Here is a 14,783-nt window from a genome sequence, read left to right on the forward strand (position 1 = left end):
GATTAGAAAGCGCATTGCACTTCTCTAATTAAGCGAATATTTTCTGTCAAATTACCATATTCCAGCACACCATACTCTGGTGTATGCTATCCCCCTTGGAATGTCTAAGGGAGCAGTACAATGAGTGTGCAATCTACTAGGGAGCGACTGGTGAAGGCCAGAACAGGCAATGAGCTCGAGGCAGGAAGCTGGCTAACAGAAGCTGCCTTGCGAATGCTGTGCAATAACCTTGATCCGGAAGTCGCAGAAAGACCTGATTCATTAATTGTCTATGGCGGACTTGGTAAAGCGGCGCGAAACTGGGACTGCTTTGACGCAATAGTCAGAATTTTAAAAAAGCTTGAATCGAATCAGACGCTTTTAATCCAATCAGGCAAACCAGTAGGGGTTTTTACAACGCATGAGGATGCTCCCCGTGTGTTGATTGCCAACTCTAATCTGGTTCCCCATTGGGCAAACTGGGAACATTTCAATGAATTAGACAAAAAAGGTCTGATGATGTATGGCCAGATGACCGCAGGAAGCTGGATCTATATTGGCTCTCAAGGCATTGTTCAAGGTACTTATGAAACCTTTGTTGCTGCAGGGAAAAAACATTATCAGGGAAGTCTGGCGGGAAAATGGATATTAACTGCCGGGCTTGGAGGAATGGGTGGGGCCCAACCCTTAGCCGCTACAATGGCAGGTGCCAGTATGCTGGCAGTGGAATGCGATCAGAGCCGTATCAATAAACGGCTGCACACTCATTATCTGGACAAAAGCACTGATAATCTGGATGAGGCTTTGGATTGGATTAATGAAGCCCTCAGCAGTAATGCGCCGGTTTCAGTTGGTCTGCTCGGTAATGCGGCCGATATTTATCCGGAGCTGGCAAAACGCGGGATTCGTCCCGATCTGATAACCGATCAAACCAGCGCCCATGATCCGCTCAATGGTTATTTACCAAAAGGATGGACTTTGGAAAAAGCGGCTTCACAGCGGCGAACCCATCCCGAAGAAGTTATAGCGGCAGCAAAGTCATCAATGGCGGAGCAGGTCAAAGCCATGCTTTACTTCCAGACACAGGGTATTCCAGTATTTGATTATGGCAATAATATTCGCCAAATGGCATTTGAAACTGGAGTCAAAGACGCCTTTGCCATTCCAGGTTTTGTTCCAAGCTATATCAGACCGTTGTTTTGTGAAGGCGTGGGGCCTTTCCGTTGGGTTGCATTATCAGGAGATCCCGAAGACATCTATGCAACAGATGAAAAGGTAAAAGAATTATTGCCGGAAAATCAGCCGCTTCATCGCTGGCTGGATATGGCGAAGGAAAGAATCAGTTTCCAGGGCTTACCAGCCAGAATTTGCTGGGTTGGACTCAAAGACCGGGCACGCCTGGGATTAGCCTTCAATCAAATGGTTAAAAATGGGGAATTAAAAGCTCCTGTTGTGATTGGCCGCGATCATCTTGATTCCGGTTCAGTAGCAAGCCCAAACCGTGAGACGGAAGGCATGATGGACGGCAGCGATGCCGTCTCCGATTGGCCTTTACTGAACGCCTTGCTCAATTGTGCCAGTGGGGCAACCTGGGTCAGTATTCATCATGGCGGCGGTGTTGGTATGGGATTTTCTCAGCATGCAGGAATGGTCATCGTTGCTGATGGAACTGATGAGGCTGCCAGACGATTGGCAAGAGTATTATATAACGATCCGGCTTCAGGTGTTATGCGTCATGCCGATGCAGGTTACTCCCTGGCCAGACAATGTGCTCATGAAAATCATTTGTGGATACCTATGGAAGAGGAAAAAGCCCATGTTTGAACCTGTAAGCATAGTTCCGGGCGAATTAACACTGGCCAAAATCAGAGCGCTTTTGGTTTCAAAGCAGGTTATTGCGCTTGATGAAAGTTCTCATGCCGATATTGAGGCCTCTTTCAAAGAAGTGGAGTCAGTAATTCGTGATAAAAAAATTGTCTATGGAATTAATACCGGCTTTGGTTCGCTTGCGTCTCAGACAATAAGTCCTGAGAATCTGAGACAATTGCAGAGAAATATTGTTTTGTCGCATGCCTGTGGAACTGGCGAGCTTCTTGATGATGAGACGGTTGCCTCAATTCTTCTTCTGAAAATAAATAGTCTTGCTCAGGGATACTCTGGGGTAAGTCCGGCGCTGATTCAGGCTTTTCTGTCGATGTATAACCATCAGCTCTGGCCTTGCGTTCCCGCCAAAGGATCAGTGGGGGCTTCAGGGGATCTGGTTCCTCTTGCTCATCTTAGTTTACCATTAATTGGAGCCGGGAATGTACGTTATCAAGGTAAAGTAATGCCTGCTGAAGAAGGATTGGCACTTACCGGCTTAAAATCCCTGGAACTTGGCCCCAAAGAGGGGCTGGCCTTATTGAATGGCTTACAGGTTTCTGCCGCCATCTGTTTACAGGCTTATTATCAATGTGTGACTTTGTTTGAAACCGCTATAATTGCCGGCTGCCTTTCACTGGATGCGGCGCTGGGAAGCGATACGCCTTTTGATGATCGCATTCATCGAATTCGTGGACATCAGTCGCAGCGTGTCGTCGCACAGTTTTATCGCGAGTTATTGGCTAAAAGTGAAATCAGAGAGTCTCATCGTTCCTGCAATAGAGTGCAGGATCCTTATTCACTACGATGTCAGCCACAGATCATGGGTGCAGTTTTGCATCAAATGAATTTTGTCAGAGATACTCTGGCGGTTGAGGTCAATGCAATTACTGATAATCCTCTGGTTTTCACAAGAGAACATGAAATATTATCGGGTGGTAACTTTCATGGTGAAGCACTGGCTATGGCGGCCGATAATTTGGCGCTTGCTATTGCAGAAATAGGGGCTAACTCTGAAAGACGAATAGCCTTGCTTATAGACAAGAATTTCAGCGGATTACCGGCTTATCTGGTGAAGGAAGGGGGGCTTAATTCTGGATTTATGATTGCTCATGTGACAGCGGCAGCCTGTGCCAGCGACAACAAAGCTTTGGCGCATCCGCATTCAGTCGACAGTTTGCCGACTTCTGCCAATCAGGAAGATCATGTTTCCATGGCCACAAATGCAGCCAGACGATTACATCTGATGCTTGATAATACAAAAACCATTCTGGCTATTGAGTTGCTGGCTGCCTGTCAGGGGCTCGATTTTCATCAGCCATTATTTACATCAACCCCTCTGAAGCTTTTCTATGAAAAGCTGAGATCATCCGTCAGGCATTATGAATCAGATCGTTATTTTTCACCTGATATTGAAGTTGCTAAACAGAAAATATCAGAAGGAGAATTCAGAATTCCAAAAATGATGTTACACTCCCCGCTTTATTGAAGATTGAATTCACTATGATTGTTGAAATTTTTACTGATGGAGCATGCAAAGGCAACCCCGGTCCTGGTGGATGGGGGGCTTTATTACGCTATAAAGGCCAGGAAAAAAAAATATATGGTGGGGAAGCGCATACTACAAACAATCGAATGGAACTGATGGCTGCCATCCAGGCACTTACTCTTTTGAATCGTCCTTGCCAGGTAGAGCTATACACTGACTCCCAATATGTTCGTCAAGGTATGACGGGATGGCTTTTTCAGTGGAAAAAAAATGGATGGAAAAATTCTAAAAAAGAAGCTGTAAAAAATGCCGATCTCTGGCAGCAGCTTGATGCTTTGGCTCAGAAACATCAGATTAACTGGCATTGGGTGAAAGGGCATTCCGGTCATGTCGAAAATGAGCTGGCAGACGAGCTGGCAAATCTTGCTATTTCAGAGTTATTACAAAACTAAATTAAAGAGATAATTTTATGCGCCAAATCGTTCTTGATACAGAAACCACGGGTATTAGTCATGATGCCGGGCACCGCATTATTGAAATTGGCTGTGTCGAGCTTCTTGATAGAAAATTAACCGGTAAGCATTACCATGTTTATATCAATCCTGAACGGGAAGTAGATGAAGGGGCATTTCGGGTACATGGGATCAGTACCGAATTTTTAAAAGATAAGCCCCGTTTTTCAGAAATTGCGGATGAGTTTCTCAATTTCATCTGCGATAGCGAATTAATCATTCACAATGCCCCCTTCGATGTGGGCTTCATCAATGCTGAACTCGGGCATCTGAAGCATCCTCATCGACTTGATAAATATTGCATGGTCCTTGATACCCTGGTGATGGCAAAAGAAAAACATCCTGGCCAGCGAAATAGTCTCGACGCGCTTTGTAAACGCTATGAAATTGACAATTCGCATCGCCAGTTTCATGGAGCGCTCCTTGATGCTGAAATCTTGGCATTTGTTTATCTGGCAATGACTGGCGGGCAAACCAGCTTATTTGGCAGCGATCTGGAAGAAGAGCAGCAAATTATTGTTGAAACCGAAGCGGTAGTCAGTAATATTCAGTATAATATTCCGGTGTATAGCGCCAGTGAGGAAGAACTAGCGAGCCACAAAAATTTTATAGAATTTTTAGTAAAAAAATCGGGAGTAAATCGCTTTGAGGAGGAGGTGTAAATACACTCTTCTTTTAGCGATTAAATTTATATGATAGAATGGTGCAAAATCGTCCATTCAGTGTGTTTTAATGTCAGGATTTGCTTTAAGATCATTCGCTTTATTTTGCATTCTTGCTATTTTAATTCCGGTAAACGGGCATGCGGTTGAAGTTCCAATCTATGATTTTCCACTCGAGCTGTATTCACAAAAGGTCAATGATTATCTTCCCGATGACAGCAGTGATTACGATGTGCCAATACTAAGCAATAATTATCAGGAGTCGCAGTTGGAGCGATTCTACCAGCATTATTACTCCAGTGATACGAATGGCTTGTCTCCCTGGAGCGAAGGCCTGGTCCGTTCACTTTTTCCCAAAATAAAACAAACTGAACTGGAAATACTCGATGAATTCAACAATCAAAACAAGGAACCTGCGGCGCGTCATTATGGTGAAAACTTCAAAGAACATGATGCTAAATGGCTAAACCGGATACAACGCAATATGAATCTTCCTGCTTTGGAAAACCTTGAGTTTTCTGAAGTAAACCGAGCTATCGCAATCAATAACAGTTATGCTCGCGCACTACCTGAATCAGCTCCTGATTTTTACCATTTCAGCCTTCCAGGGCAAGGATTTCCTTTTGATAATTTACAAGAGTCGGCAATTTGGAGTGGTACACCGCTTTATGTATTTGCCTATTCAAATGACAAAGCCTGGGCGCTGGTTTTAACTCCAGATGCATATTTTGCCTGGGTAAAAAGCAATGATATTGCGCTTGCTTCCGGTCCATTTGTCAATCAGTGGCAGAAGGCTGCTAAAAAAAAGCTGATTGCAATAACGAAAACACAAACTGAAATTCTTGATAAAACAGGGAACTCACAATTTACAGGGTATATCGGTGGAGTTTTTCCTCTGGTGGAACGTAATAAGCAGTCCACATCGGTACTGATTCCTGCAAAAAACAATCATAATCAGGCGGTTATCAGAATTGGTATGATCAGTACTAATTCCTCCGAGCTAATGCCTGTTCCCGCATCCAAAAAAACAATTTCACAGTTGTTAATACAACTGCAAAACAGACCTTATGGCTGGGGCGGCGCCTATTTTTATAATGATTGTTCACAGGAATTAAAAAGCCTGTTCACTCCTTTGGGAATCTGGCTGCCTCGTAATTCAGCTCAGCAAGGACAATTGGGCTCAGTAGTTGATTTATCGAAAAAAAATGTCGATGAGCGCCTGGCATTACTCAAAGAGAAAGGTCATCCTTTAATGACTTTGATTTATATTGGCGGGCACGTCATGCTTTATTTGGGCAATAAGAACACTTCCAATAATGAATCTGAGGCAATCACTTATCAAAACATATGGGGATTATCGCCCCCAACCAAAGATAAGCGCTATGTGATTGGTCAATCCCTATTTTTTCCACTATTAAAATATTATCCGGAAAATACTGACTTGAGCTCTTTAGCGGATAAAGGGTATTTCAAGCTGGTCTTCCTGGATCAATTAAATAATTCCGGATCGCCACAAGCCTTCGCTATTGGCTTTTCAACACCAGGTAGACCAGCGGATCTATGAATGAAAAATTTCCTAATTATTACTGGACTACTGGCCAGTGTATATGCCCTCCCGACGTGCTGGGCTAAAGAAGCTAATCCATGCGATGTACAATACCCCATCGCTTCCACAGTTTCTCAATTGATCGTGGTTGAGCCTGTTGGCGGGGTTAAGGCAAAATTATTTCTATGTGAAAAAAGCGCATTTGGCAGCCTAAAAATTCGAGTGCTATACCGGCGGTGCTTGGCCAGTCCGGTGTTGCTGAACCTGGTATGAAAATAGAAGGGGATAAAAAAACACCTGCCGGATTATTTCGTATTCACAATGTATTCGCTAGTAATCCCATGAGTTTACGTATGGATACGCGATTCGTCACTAAAGAGGATAAATTTATCGATGATGTAAATAGCTCTGAATATAATACCTGGATTACTGGCCCAACAACGGCTAACAGCTATGAGCCCATGTTAATCGATATTTATCGAATGGGAGCGGTCATCGATTACAATACTTCGCCTATTATTCCCGGAAAGGGAAGTGCCATTTTTCTCCACATATGGCGTTCTGAGAATCAGGGAACACATGGTTGCATTGCAATGGAGGAAAAAAATCTGCAATTGCTGCTTCAATGGCTTGATAAAAATAAAAATCCTTCCATTTTGATTATCAGCAAAACAACTCTTAATTCCCGAAGACTGGAACTGCCTAATAAATGAACTATATTTAGGTTAGGATCATCTAAAGGACAGATCATGGAAGCAAGAAACCTCCGCAAATTCATCCTCGCTGCATTTGCTTTTTGTGTATTCGATAATGCCTATGCCGACAATGCAATAATTCCAGACAATGTACCTCACATTAATGTAGCATCCAATACATTTATTTTTAATCCGAGAAAATTAACCTGGGTTGCGATATCCAGTAATGGGAAGGTGGTACGAAGCGGAAAAGCATCTGGTGGAAGTCATTACTGCCGTGATATCAAACGCTCTTGTAAAACCCCTTCGGGAACTTATCGAGTAATGAGTAAAAGCGGGGCAGGATGCCGTTCCAGCCGTTATCCTTTGGGAAAGGGCGGAGCTCCTATGCCTTATTGCATGTTTTTCAGTAAATATTATGCAATACACGGATCTCCTGATGTTCCCAATTACAATGCCAGTCACGGATGTATTCGCGTAAGACCTGGCGATGCTAAATGGTTAAATCAGAATTTCGTCAAGATTGGAACAAAAGTGATTGTTAGACCTTACTAGAGTTAAGTCTACACCTGGATCCCGCGAACAAGTCGCGGAGCGTAGCAGGAAAGGATAGAACCCACTGCAAAAAATTAAGCTCAATTGTATATAAAACTGTCATCCCCGCGAAGGCGGGGACCCACCTCTGAGCTAACTATAATTCCAACCGCTGAATGGATTCCTTCGCGGGAACGACAAAACCCTAACTTTAACTTAATGGCAGATATGGGGAAATAGAAATAAAATACTACTCATCCTCATCCATACTGAAAGAAGAACCACAACCACAAGTTGTTTTTGCATTAGGGTTACGAATTACAAACTGTTCGCCCTGTATGCCTTTGACATAATCGATTTCTGCATCAGAAAGATATTGATAGCTCATAGAATCAATCAATAAATTCACTCGTGAACTGCCATCTGAGCATTGCTGGGAGACGATGGTATCGTCCTCATTAATGACATCGTCAAAGGTAAAGCCATACTGATAACCCGAACACCCTCCACCGCTAATGAAAACCCGGAGGTTGAGTTTAGGATTATCTTCTTCAGCCAATAAAGAGGCAACCTTGTCGGCTGCACTGACGGTAAAATGAACGGAAGAGGTTTCTGTCATTGTGGCGTCCATTTGTAACTCCAAAAAAATGTATCAGTTTATCGAATATTTTGCTCAATTATAGCACCACCGAGGCATTGGTTTTTATCATAGAACACAATATATTGCCCGGGAGTAACTGCCCGCTGAGGATCTGCAAACATCACACAATGCTGCTTATTATTCAGTGGTGAAATGATGCAGGCTTGCTCTGTTTGCCTGTATCGGGTTTTAGCATAGCAGGTGATTGGCAATTGATCTTTATAATCCGCAAGCCAGTGTATTTCACTGCACATCAACCCTTGCGAATAAAGCATTGGATGGCTCTGTCCCTGGGCAATAACTAAAGTATTATTCGCCAGATCCTTATCAACCACATACCAGGGCTCGTCACCTGAGTTAGCAAGCCCTCCAATGCCCAGGCCTTGCCTTTGTCCTAGTGTATAGAACATTAAACCATCATGTTGTCCTATTATATCACCTTTTGTAGTTTTTATTGGACCAGGTTTGGCCAGAATAAACTCATTCAGAAAGTTTTTAAATTTCTTTTCGCCAATAAAACAAATTCCTGTGGAATCCTTTTTATCATGGGTAATCAATCCCAGTTCTTTGGCCATTTCTCTGATTTCCGTCTTGTGGTAGTCACCTATTGGAAATAAAGTTTTAGCTAGAGCAGAAGGTTCTACTGCATGTAAAAAGTAAGTTTGGTCTTTCTCACGATCCTTGGCTTTCAGCAATGCAGGGAATGGGCTTTCATGTCTGATTTTAGCATAATGACCGGTTGCAATAAAATCAGCCCCCATACCTAAGGCATAATCCAGAAAAGCTTTAAATTTGATTTCTTTATTACAAAGCACATCTGGATTCGGTGTTCTTCCGGATTCATATTCATTTAAAAAATGAGTAAAAACTCTATTCCAGTATTCACCTGAAAAATTAACACAGTGCAGAGGGATATTCAGCTTGCTTGCGACTGCTTCTGCGTCTGCCAAATCTACTGCTGCAGGACAATAATTGTCTTGGTCGTCCTGCTCCCAATTCTTCATGAACAAGCCTTCGACCTGATAGCCTTGCTCCTTGAGTAACCAGGCCGCCACTGAGGAGTCGACACCTCCGGACATGCCCACAATAACCTTTGCTTTCATAATCCTACAAATGTTTAAAATATATCTATTTTAAGTCAAGTGGCTTCTCACTGAAACCCTATTATGAAAATTAAATTCTCTTTAAACTTCAGATTCAGCAAGTGATTCACCTCTGACAGCTAATGAGTCAGCGCTTGACTGTTAGATGCAGTCAAATTGAATTCACTCACATTGTCAATAATAAATGAACATTTGTTAATTCTATTTAGAAGTTCATCAGCAATTACTCCCTGACTGATAAGCTCTGGGTCTTCCTTAATCCTCTGGATAGCCAATTGAATATCTTCCGGGCTGTTCGCATCGTCGAGCTCTTGAAGCAGCTCTTTTGCGACGTCTACTTTTTTGGCTGTTAACGTTTGATTTCTAAAAAATTTAGTCCTGAAAGATGGGCTAAACTCGCCGTCGAGATTTAAAGTGCCCCGGGAATTAATATATCGTTCAAGCTCAGCTTTACAGCTCTCTTTTAACTGATTCATTGAAATAGGTTTTTCATGCGTAAGAATCTGTTTAGCAGCCGAAATTACCTCATGATTAGGTTGCGGTGATGATGGGTTTACTGATTCATCATAAGCCGCGGCCAACTTTTTAATCATAGATTTATCTGATTTTAAGAAATCAACATTATAGATGTCTGGACGATTCATTTTGATAAATAATAACGCTTTTGTCGTATTCACTGTATTAGAGGCAATGATTGTTGGGATAAATGGAAAAGTGCTATAGATCTTGTCATAGCCACGTCTCCATTCAGAGTTACTTATCATGCTGGCAGGTCTGGTGCCTCTTTGTCTTTGATATTGAGCAAAGAAGGCCTCTTCCTGCTGCTGCAACTGGAACGCCATTCCAATATCAACACAGGCAATATTACCCTTTTCGTCCTTCTTGAAATTTCCAGGTACATAGGCATCAAGGACAATACGGCCCGTACGATTAAAAATGTCTAACAGTGCGTTACCTATCTCCCGATCCGATGCATTTTTACCTTTGATAAAAGGACAAACCCATCCTGTTTTGGGAGGAACACTGTCATTATCAGTATGTAAATAGGCTGGTGGTGGATAATTATGGTTAATCTCGTTCCATAATCTGGCTGAGCGTTCAGGCCCGTCGGTAGGCGGTACATATCCTTGCGGTCCTAAAGATTTCTGAACTTTAAAGACTTTAGTTTTATCTTCATTAACGTAAGCAACATTAAAGGTTCCTTCTCCCAGTTTTTCCCACATGATGAACTCATTTATTAAATATGTATATGTATAACTTAGCATCAATTGTGTGGAAAAGGAGTTTCTACACGATATAAAGCAAATCTTCAAATCATTCCAATCGAGAATGGCGTTATTTCACAAGTAAAATATACTTAAAGTATACTTCCCAAAATCTCCGAATAATTATGCCTGAAATAGCTCGACTAACTAAATTTTTCAGTAAAATTGAAAATACATATTGTGAAAGTTTATCTATCAGGCATTTAATCGAAAGCGGAGAAATAGTTCCTGCCACTCATTCGGAGATTAGTTTTATTGTACTTGTGGTTAACAGATTGCGCCTTGATTTGAACCACAATAAGCGCCTGACGGCAGAAGTTCTTGAAGAAATGTTAAAAGGCGCACATCTTAGATTTGAAGATGATGGTTTTTTTTATTCTGAAATATCCATGCAGTTTAAAGAGCGACTGCAGAAGCGCCGCTCATCTCATCAGTCTATTGTGCAGCAATATTCATTTTCAGGAGTCGTTCTCAAAGAGGTTTTATTTGGTGTTACCGAGAATAATGAAGGGAAGAGGGCCAGCTGGATTCAATTTGAACGGCATAATACCAGAACCATCGCTGCTTTGACCCTGCATCTTATTGATTACCTGAGATATCGATGTACAGGAAAAAATATTGGCCCCTTCGGCGTATCCGTTTATACTGATCGCGAGCCTTTGACCATAAATCCGGTGAAGATTTAACTGATTTACACTGTACGTCGGTTGTGCATATATGTGCTCCAGACGCAGTTACCTGGAATTGAGTTTTTATGATAATTAATCTGAAAAAATACCTCGAATATAATGATTATCAGCAGGCTTTAATCGAACTGACTGAGCGTCTGCCGCAGCATATACAGCCGCCTTGTGAGCTGGTCTGTCAGTTTAAGATTGAGTTTTGTCGAAATTATTATTTATTAAGCATGACCGTGAGCGGAAAGCTGACAATCATCTGCCAGCGATGTTTAAATGAATTTACCTGCGATTATTCCAACTCAACGGAACTCGCCCTATGTGCCTCTGAAACCATTGCTGAAAAACTGATGGCTGAATTTGAGACAGTTGTTTATGAGAAGGATGAGGTTGACTTGAAACAACTGGTTACTGATGAGCTATTTCTCTACAGTCCAATGCTTCATGAGCATGTCGAGGATTGCGATGCTGAAATGCAGCAACACATGAACATTTAAAATTAATCGCGGAAATTTCCGAATAATGGGAAATTGAAGTATAATACGCAGCAATTTTTGCTAAATTCCAATATTAGTTGCACTAAGACTTGGATTATAGGGAAAAAATGGGTAATATTTCGCCCAACATTAGACTATTCGCCTAGGAGTAATACAATGGCTGTTCAACAGAATAAAAAATCACGCTCACGACGTGATCAACGACGTTCACACGATGCTTTGACCGGACCTACTTTATCCGTAGATAGCACAACAGGTGAAACGCATCGCCGACATCACATCACCCCGGATGGTTATTATCGTGGCCGCAAAGTGCTTGACAACGATAATGTCTACGAAGACGAGAAAGAAGAGTAATTCGCTTGAAAAGCATAACAATTGCCGTTGATGCGATGGGAGGGGATCATGGCCTTAAGGTGGTGATTCCTGCTTGTGTTCGAGCTGTTCAGCAAAACGCGGAACTTAAGCTGATTCTGGTTGGCGATCAAACACAAGTTAACTCATTGCTAAAAAAACATACTGCGAATCCAGAGCAAATCACAGTAGTGCATGCTTCTGAAATTGTGGGTATGGATGAACTGCCTTCTCAGGCAATGCGAAACAAAAAAGATTCATCCATGCGAGTTGCGATTAATCTGGTGAAAGAAGGAAAGGCAGAGGCCTGTGTCAGTGCTGGAAATACCGGTGCATTGATGGCTACCGCGCGTTTTGTCCTGAAAACCTTACCCGGTATTGATCGTCCGGCAATAATAGCTACCTTGCCGACACAGCAGGGAAAAACCCGGGTCATTGATCTGGGTGCTAATGTTGATTCCTGTGCTGAGCATCTTTTTCAGTTTGCTGTAATGGGCTCGGCTCTAATCCAGGCTGTTGATAAAAAACGTCAACCCAAAATCGCATTGCTAAATATTGGTGTTGAAGAGATCAAGGGAAATGATCAGGTAAAACGTACCGCCCATATGCTGGCCGAATGTACACTCATGAATTATGTTGGCTATGTGGAAGGGGACCAGTTTTACTCTGGTGAAGTAGATTTGGTAGTCTGCGATGGTTTTGTTGGTAATGTTGCCTTAAAAGCAAGCGAAGGATTGGCCAAGTTAATGCTTTCTGTTCTCAGGGAGTCCTTTTCACGCTCATTTTTAACCAAACTTGCGGGCTTGATTGCCAAACCTGCGCTAAATCATCTTAAAACCCGTATGGATCCTGCCCGATATAATGGAGCCAGTATGCTTGGGTTGAATGGTATTGTCATTAAAAGTCACGGCGGTGCAAACGAACTGGCTTTTCAAAATGCCATTGAAGAAGCAATTTTACAAGTTAAGAACAATGTAGTGGACCTTGTGCGTGAGCAAATAACCGATTTTATCAATCAAGGCTTATTGTTATGAAAAATGCTGTAATTAATGGTACAGGCAGTTACTTACCAAAGCATCAATTGAGCAATGTCGAACTTGAGTCCAGACTGGATACCACTCATGAGTGGATTCATTCAAGAACAGGTATCAGCAGCAGACATATTGCCAATGATGAGGAAACTGTTTTTTTTATGGCGTCAGAAGCTGCCAGGAAAGCACTGGAGTCTTCTACTATTGAAGCAGACGATATCGACGTCATTATTGTCGCAACCTGTACCCCTGATCATTTTTTTCCGAGCATGGCCTGTCATGTTCAAAAAGCACTGAACATAAAAAAACCAATTCCGGCATTTGATATCAGTGCTGCCTGCAGTGGTTTTGTCTATGCTATGGACAACGCATGGAATTTTATCCGTTCCGGAGCTGCAAAGCATATTCTTGTAATAGGTAGTGAGCGTATGTCTCACGCAGTAAATTGGGAAGACCGTTCTACCAGTATTCTTTTCGGCGATGGCGCAGGAGCTGTTGTCTTGTCTGCAGACTCCGAAAGAGATGGAATTATTGCCAGTAAACTGCATTCCTCTTTTGATGCGGATGCTTTACTCACCTATGAAAATTTTACCACTCAAGGCCAGCGCTCCTATATTGGCATGCGCGGAAACGAGGTGTTTAAAATTGCAGTTAATATCATGGGTGACATTGTTGATGAAATTCTTGAAGCCAGCCAGCTGAAGAAATCAGACATAAACTGGTTAGTTCCACATCAGGCCAATATTCGGATTATTAAGGGAATCGCCAGGAAACTGGACTTACCCATGTCACAGGTCATTGTTACTATTGAGAATCAAGGCAACACTTCTGCTGCCTCTATTCCCCTGGCTCTTGATTTTGCAATCAAAAATGGCTCCATTAAACGTGATGAGTTATTACTTCTTGAATCCTTTGGTGCCGGTATGACCTGGGGTGCCCTGGTCATTCGTTACTAATCCATTCTGGAGATTTATTTTATGGCAAATCTGGCATTTGTATTCCCCGGACAGGGATCTCAATCAGTAGGTATGCTGGCTGAACTTGCTGAGGCCTTTCCTGTTATTAATAAAACATTTAACCAGGTATCTGACGCCTTGGGCTATGATCTATGGCATTTGGTTCAAAATGGTCCGGAAGCCCGTCTTAATCAAACTGAATACACGCAGGTTGCAATGTTAACCGCTGATGTTGCTGTTTTCAGAGCCTTGAAGCAGCAGGAACTACCGCGCCCACGCTTCATGGCAGGGCATAGTCTAGGTGAATATGCCGCTTTGGTTTGCGCTAATGCGCTAAGTCTTCAAACAGCAGCAAAACTGGTTGAAAAGCGCGGTCAGTTAATGCAACAAACAGTACCAATGGGTTTGGGCGCTATGGCTGCTATTGTTGGATTGACTGATGAACAGGTTGTTGAGCTATGCAAGCAATCTAGCGACTCACAGCTTAAAGTCAGTCCTGCCAATTACAATGCGATAGGTCAGGTGGTTATTGCGGGTCATAGCGCTGCCGTTGAAAATGCTATCAGAAATGCGGAAGAAGCCGGTGCCAAGCTTGCAAAGCTTATCCCGGTCAGTGTTCCCTGTCATTGTGATTTATTAAAAGACGCCGCAACCGCGTTTGAAAGCGATTTGAATGCTGCAGATTTCAGGGTGCCGGATTTTGCTGTGATCAGTAATGTGAATCTGGCAGTTTATCAATCTATCCAGCAAATGAGAACGCTTTTAAAAGAACAGCTATACCGCCCTGTTCGCTGGGTTGAGACTATACAGTTATTTAAAACCAATGGAGTGGAGCATATCATCGAGTGCGGGCCAGGGAGAGTATTGTCTGGCTTGGTCAAGCGAATTGATCGTTCATTATCTGCCGCTTGTGTTCATGACAATGATTCGATGGAAGCGGTTTTGTCGCAATGGGAAATGAGCGAAAGTTATTAATTCGGAGC

17 protein-coding genes are annotated in these 14,783 nt (G+C 42.6%); 14 read left to right on the forward strand and 3 right to left on the reverse strand.

What is annotated here, in order from left to right; genetic code table 11:
- The first annotated feature begins 120 nt into the window (after positions 1–120).
- From hutU to E1O89_RS11080, 8 genes are all read left to right on the forward strand, one after another.
- Positions 121–1,803, forward strand: a complete 1,683-nt coding sequence (gene hutU, locus E1O89_RS11045; RefSeq protein ID WP_133140205.1) for a urocanate hydratase — start codon at positions 121–123, stop codon at positions 1,801–1,803.
- Entirely contained in the window at positions 1,796–3,328 is a 1,533-nt protein-coding gene (hutH, locus tag E1O89_RS11050) for a histidine ammonia-lyase (protein ID WP_133140206.1), read from the forward strand. Before hutU ends, hutH begins: the two co-directional genes overlap by 8 nt.
- A gap of 14 nt (positions 3,329–3,342) precedes the next feature.
- Positions 3,343–3,780, forward strand: a complete 438-nt coding sequence (gene rnhA / locus E1O89_RS11055; RefSeq protein ID WP_133140207.1) for a ribonuclease HI — start codon at positions 3,343–3,345, stop codon at positions 3,778–3,780.
- A gap of 17 nt (positions 3,781–3,797) precedes the next feature.
- Positions 3,798–4,502, forward strand: coding sequence for a DNA polymerase III subunit epsilon (gene dnaQ, locus E1O89_RS11060; RefSeq protein ID WP_133140208.1), 705 nt, complete (start codon positions 3,798–3,800; stop codon positions 4,500–4,502).
- Positions 4,503–4,572: 70 nt separating this feature from the next.
- The gene (locus tag E1O89_RS11065; protein ID WP_133140209.1) at positions 4,573–6,066 is read left to right on the forward strand and encodes an SH3 domain-containing protein; all 1,494 of its coding nucleotides are present in this window, start codon (positions 4,573–4,575) and stop codon (positions 6,064–6,066) included.
- Positions 6,067–6,321, forward strand: a complete 255-nt coding sequence (locus tag E1O89_RS11070; protein ID WP_133140210.1) for a hypothetical protein — start codon at positions 6,067–6,069, stop codon at positions 6,319–6,321.
- Positions 6,318–6,761, forward strand: a complete 444-nt coding sequence (locus E1O89_RS11075) for a L,D-transpeptidase (protein WP_133140211.1) — start codon at positions 6,318–6,320, stop codon at positions 6,759–6,761. The genes E1O89_RS11070 and E1O89_RS11075 overlap by 4 nt, the downstream gene beginning before the upstream one ends.
- Positions 6,762–6,797: 36 nt before the next feature.
- The gene (locus E1O89_RS11080) at positions 6,798–7,298 is read left to right on the forward strand and encodes a L,D-transpeptidase (protein ID WP_133140212.1); all 501 of its coding nucleotides are present in this window, start codon (positions 6,798–6,800) and stop codon (positions 7,296–7,298) included.
- Between the two features lie 229 nt (positions 7,299–7,527).
- On the opposite strand, the gene erpA is transcribed toward E1O89_RS11080, so the two are convergent.
- From erpA to E1O89_RS11095, 3 genes are all read right to left on the reverse strand, one after another.
- Positions 7,528–7,908, reverse strand: a complete 381-nt coding sequence (gene erpA / locus E1O89_RS11085; protein ID WP_058506481.1) for an iron-sulfur cluster insertion protein ErpA — start codon at positions 7,906–7,908, stop codon at positions 7,528–7,530.
- 26 nt (positions 7,909–7,934) lie between these two features.
- Positions 7,935–9,020, reverse strand: coding sequence for a tRNA 2-thiouridine(34) synthase MnmA (gene mnmA, locus E1O89_RS11090; RefSeq protein WP_133140213.1), 1,086 nt, complete (start codon positions 9,018–9,020; stop codon positions 7,935–7,937).
- Positions 9,021–9,139: 119 nt separating this feature from the next.
- Entirely contained in the window at positions 9,140–10,288 is a 1,149-nt protein-coding gene (locus E1O89_RS11095; protein WP_133140214.1) for a hypothetical protein, read from the reverse strand.
- Between the two features lie 122 nt (positions 10,289–10,410).
- Here E1O89_RS11095 and E1O89_RS11100 point away from each other — a divergent pair, with 122 nt between their 5' ends.
- The 6 genes from E1O89_RS11100 to fabD all read left to right on the forward strand — a co-directional run bounded on the left by E1O89_RS11100 (position 10,411) and on the right by fabD (position 14,775).
- Positions 10,411–10,971: a hypothetical protein gene (locus tag E1O89_RS11100; protein WP_133140215.1), complete on the forward strand. Its 561-nt coding sequence runs from the start codon at positions 10,411–10,413 to the stop codon at positions 10,969–10,971.
- A gap of 68 nt (positions 10,972–11,039) precedes the next feature.
- On the forward strand, positions 11,040–11,459 hold the full coding sequence (locus tag E1O89_RS11105) for a YceD family protein (protein ID WP_133140216.1): 420 nt from the start codon (positions 11,040–11,042) through the stop codon (positions 11,457–11,459).
- A gap of 156 nt (positions 11,460–11,615) precedes the next feature.
- The gene (gene rpmF, locus E1O89_RS11110) at positions 11,616–11,816 is read left to right on the forward strand and encodes a 50S ribosomal protein L32 (RefSeq protein WP_133140217.1); all 201 of its coding nucleotides are present in this window, start codon (positions 11,616–11,618) and stop codon (positions 11,814–11,816) included.
- 5 nt (positions 11,817–11,821) lie between these two features.
- Positions 11,822–12,847 (forward strand): phosphate acyltransferase PlsX, encoded by a 1,026-nt coding sequence (plsX, locus tag E1O89_RS11115; RefSeq protein ID WP_133140218.1) that lies wholly within the window; start codon positions 11,822–11,824, stop codon positions 12,845–12,847.
- Positions 12,844–13,800 carry a beta-ketoacyl-ACP synthase III gene (locus E1O89_RS11120; protein WP_112219582.1) on the forward strand — a complete coding sequence of 319 codons (957 nt, stop codon included), beginning with the start codon at positions 12,844–12,846 and terminating at the stop codon, positions 13,798–13,800. The genes plsX and E1O89_RS11120 overlap by 4 nt, the downstream gene beginning before the upstream one ends.
- 21 nt (positions 13,801–13,821) lie before the next feature.
- Positions 13,822–14,775, forward strand: coding sequence for an ACP S-malonyltransferase (gene fabD, locus E1O89_RS11125; protein ID WP_133140219.1), 954 nt, complete (start codon positions 13,822–13,824; stop codon positions 14,773–14,775).
- The last annotated feature ends 8 nt before the right edge of the window (positions 14,776–14,783 follow it).

This window comes from Legionella genomosp. 1 (assembly GCF_900640215.1).
GTDB classification, from domain to species: Bacteria; Pseudomonadota; Gammaproteobacteria; order Legionellales; family Legionellaceae; genus Legionella_C; species Legionella_C quinlivanii_A.

Coding starts and splice junctions, on each gene's coding strand:
- E1O89_RS11070 (WP_133140210.1), top strand. CDS start 6,067: ATGAAAAATTTCCTAATTATTACTGGACTACTGGCCAGTGTATATGCC.
- erpA (WP_058506481.1), bottom strand. CDS start 7,908: ATGGACGCCACAATGACAGAAACCTCTTCCGTTCATTTTACCGTCAGT.
- mnmA (WP_133140213.1), bottom strand. CDS start 9,020: ATGAAAGCAAAGGTTATTGTGGGCATGTCCGGAGGTGTCGACTCCTCA.
- hutH (WP_133140206.1), top strand. CDS start 1,796: ATGTTTGAACCTGTAAGCATAGTTCCGGGCGAATTAACACTGGCCAAA.
- fabD (WP_133140219.1), top strand. CDS start 13,822: ATGGCAAATCTGGCATTTGTATTCCCCGGACAGGGATCTCAATCAGTA.
- dnaQ (WP_133140208.1), top strand. CDS start 3,798: ATGCGCCAAATCGTTCTTGATACAGAAACCACGGGTATTAGTCATGAT.
- E1O89_RS11080 (WP_133140212.1), top strand. CDS start 6,798: ATGGAAGCAAGAAACCTCCGCAAATTCATCCTCGCTGCATTTGCTTTT.
- rpmF (WP_133140217.1), top strand. CDS start 11,616: ATGGCTGTTCAACAGAATAAAAAATCACGCTCACGACGTGATCAACGA.
- E1O89_RS11120 (WP_112219582.1), top strand. CDS start 12,844: ATGAAAAATGCTGTAATTAATGGTACAGGCAGTTACTTACCAAAGCAT.
- hutU (WP_133140205.1), top strand. CDS start 121: ATGAGTGTGCAATCTACTAGGGAGCGACTGGTGAAGGCCAGAACAGGC.
- E1O89_RS11100 (WP_133140215.1), top strand. CDS start 10,411: ATGCCTGAAATAGCTCGACTAACTAAATTTTTCAGTAAAATTGAAAAT.
- E1O89_RS11105 (WP_133140216.1), top strand. CDS start 11,040: ATGATAATTAATCTGAAAAAATACCTCGAATATAATGATTATCAGCAG.
- E1O89_RS11065 (WP_133140209.1), top strand. CDS start 4,573: ATGTCAGGATTTGCTTTAAGATCATTCGCTTTATTTTGCATTCTTGCT.
- E1O89_RS11075 (WP_133140211.1), top strand. CDS start 6,318: ATGAAAATAGAAGGGGATAAAAAAACACCTGCCGGATTATTTCGTATT.
- rnhA (WP_133140207.1), top strand. CDS start 3,343: ATGATTGTTGAAATTTTTACTGATGGAGCATGCAAAGGCAACCCCGGT.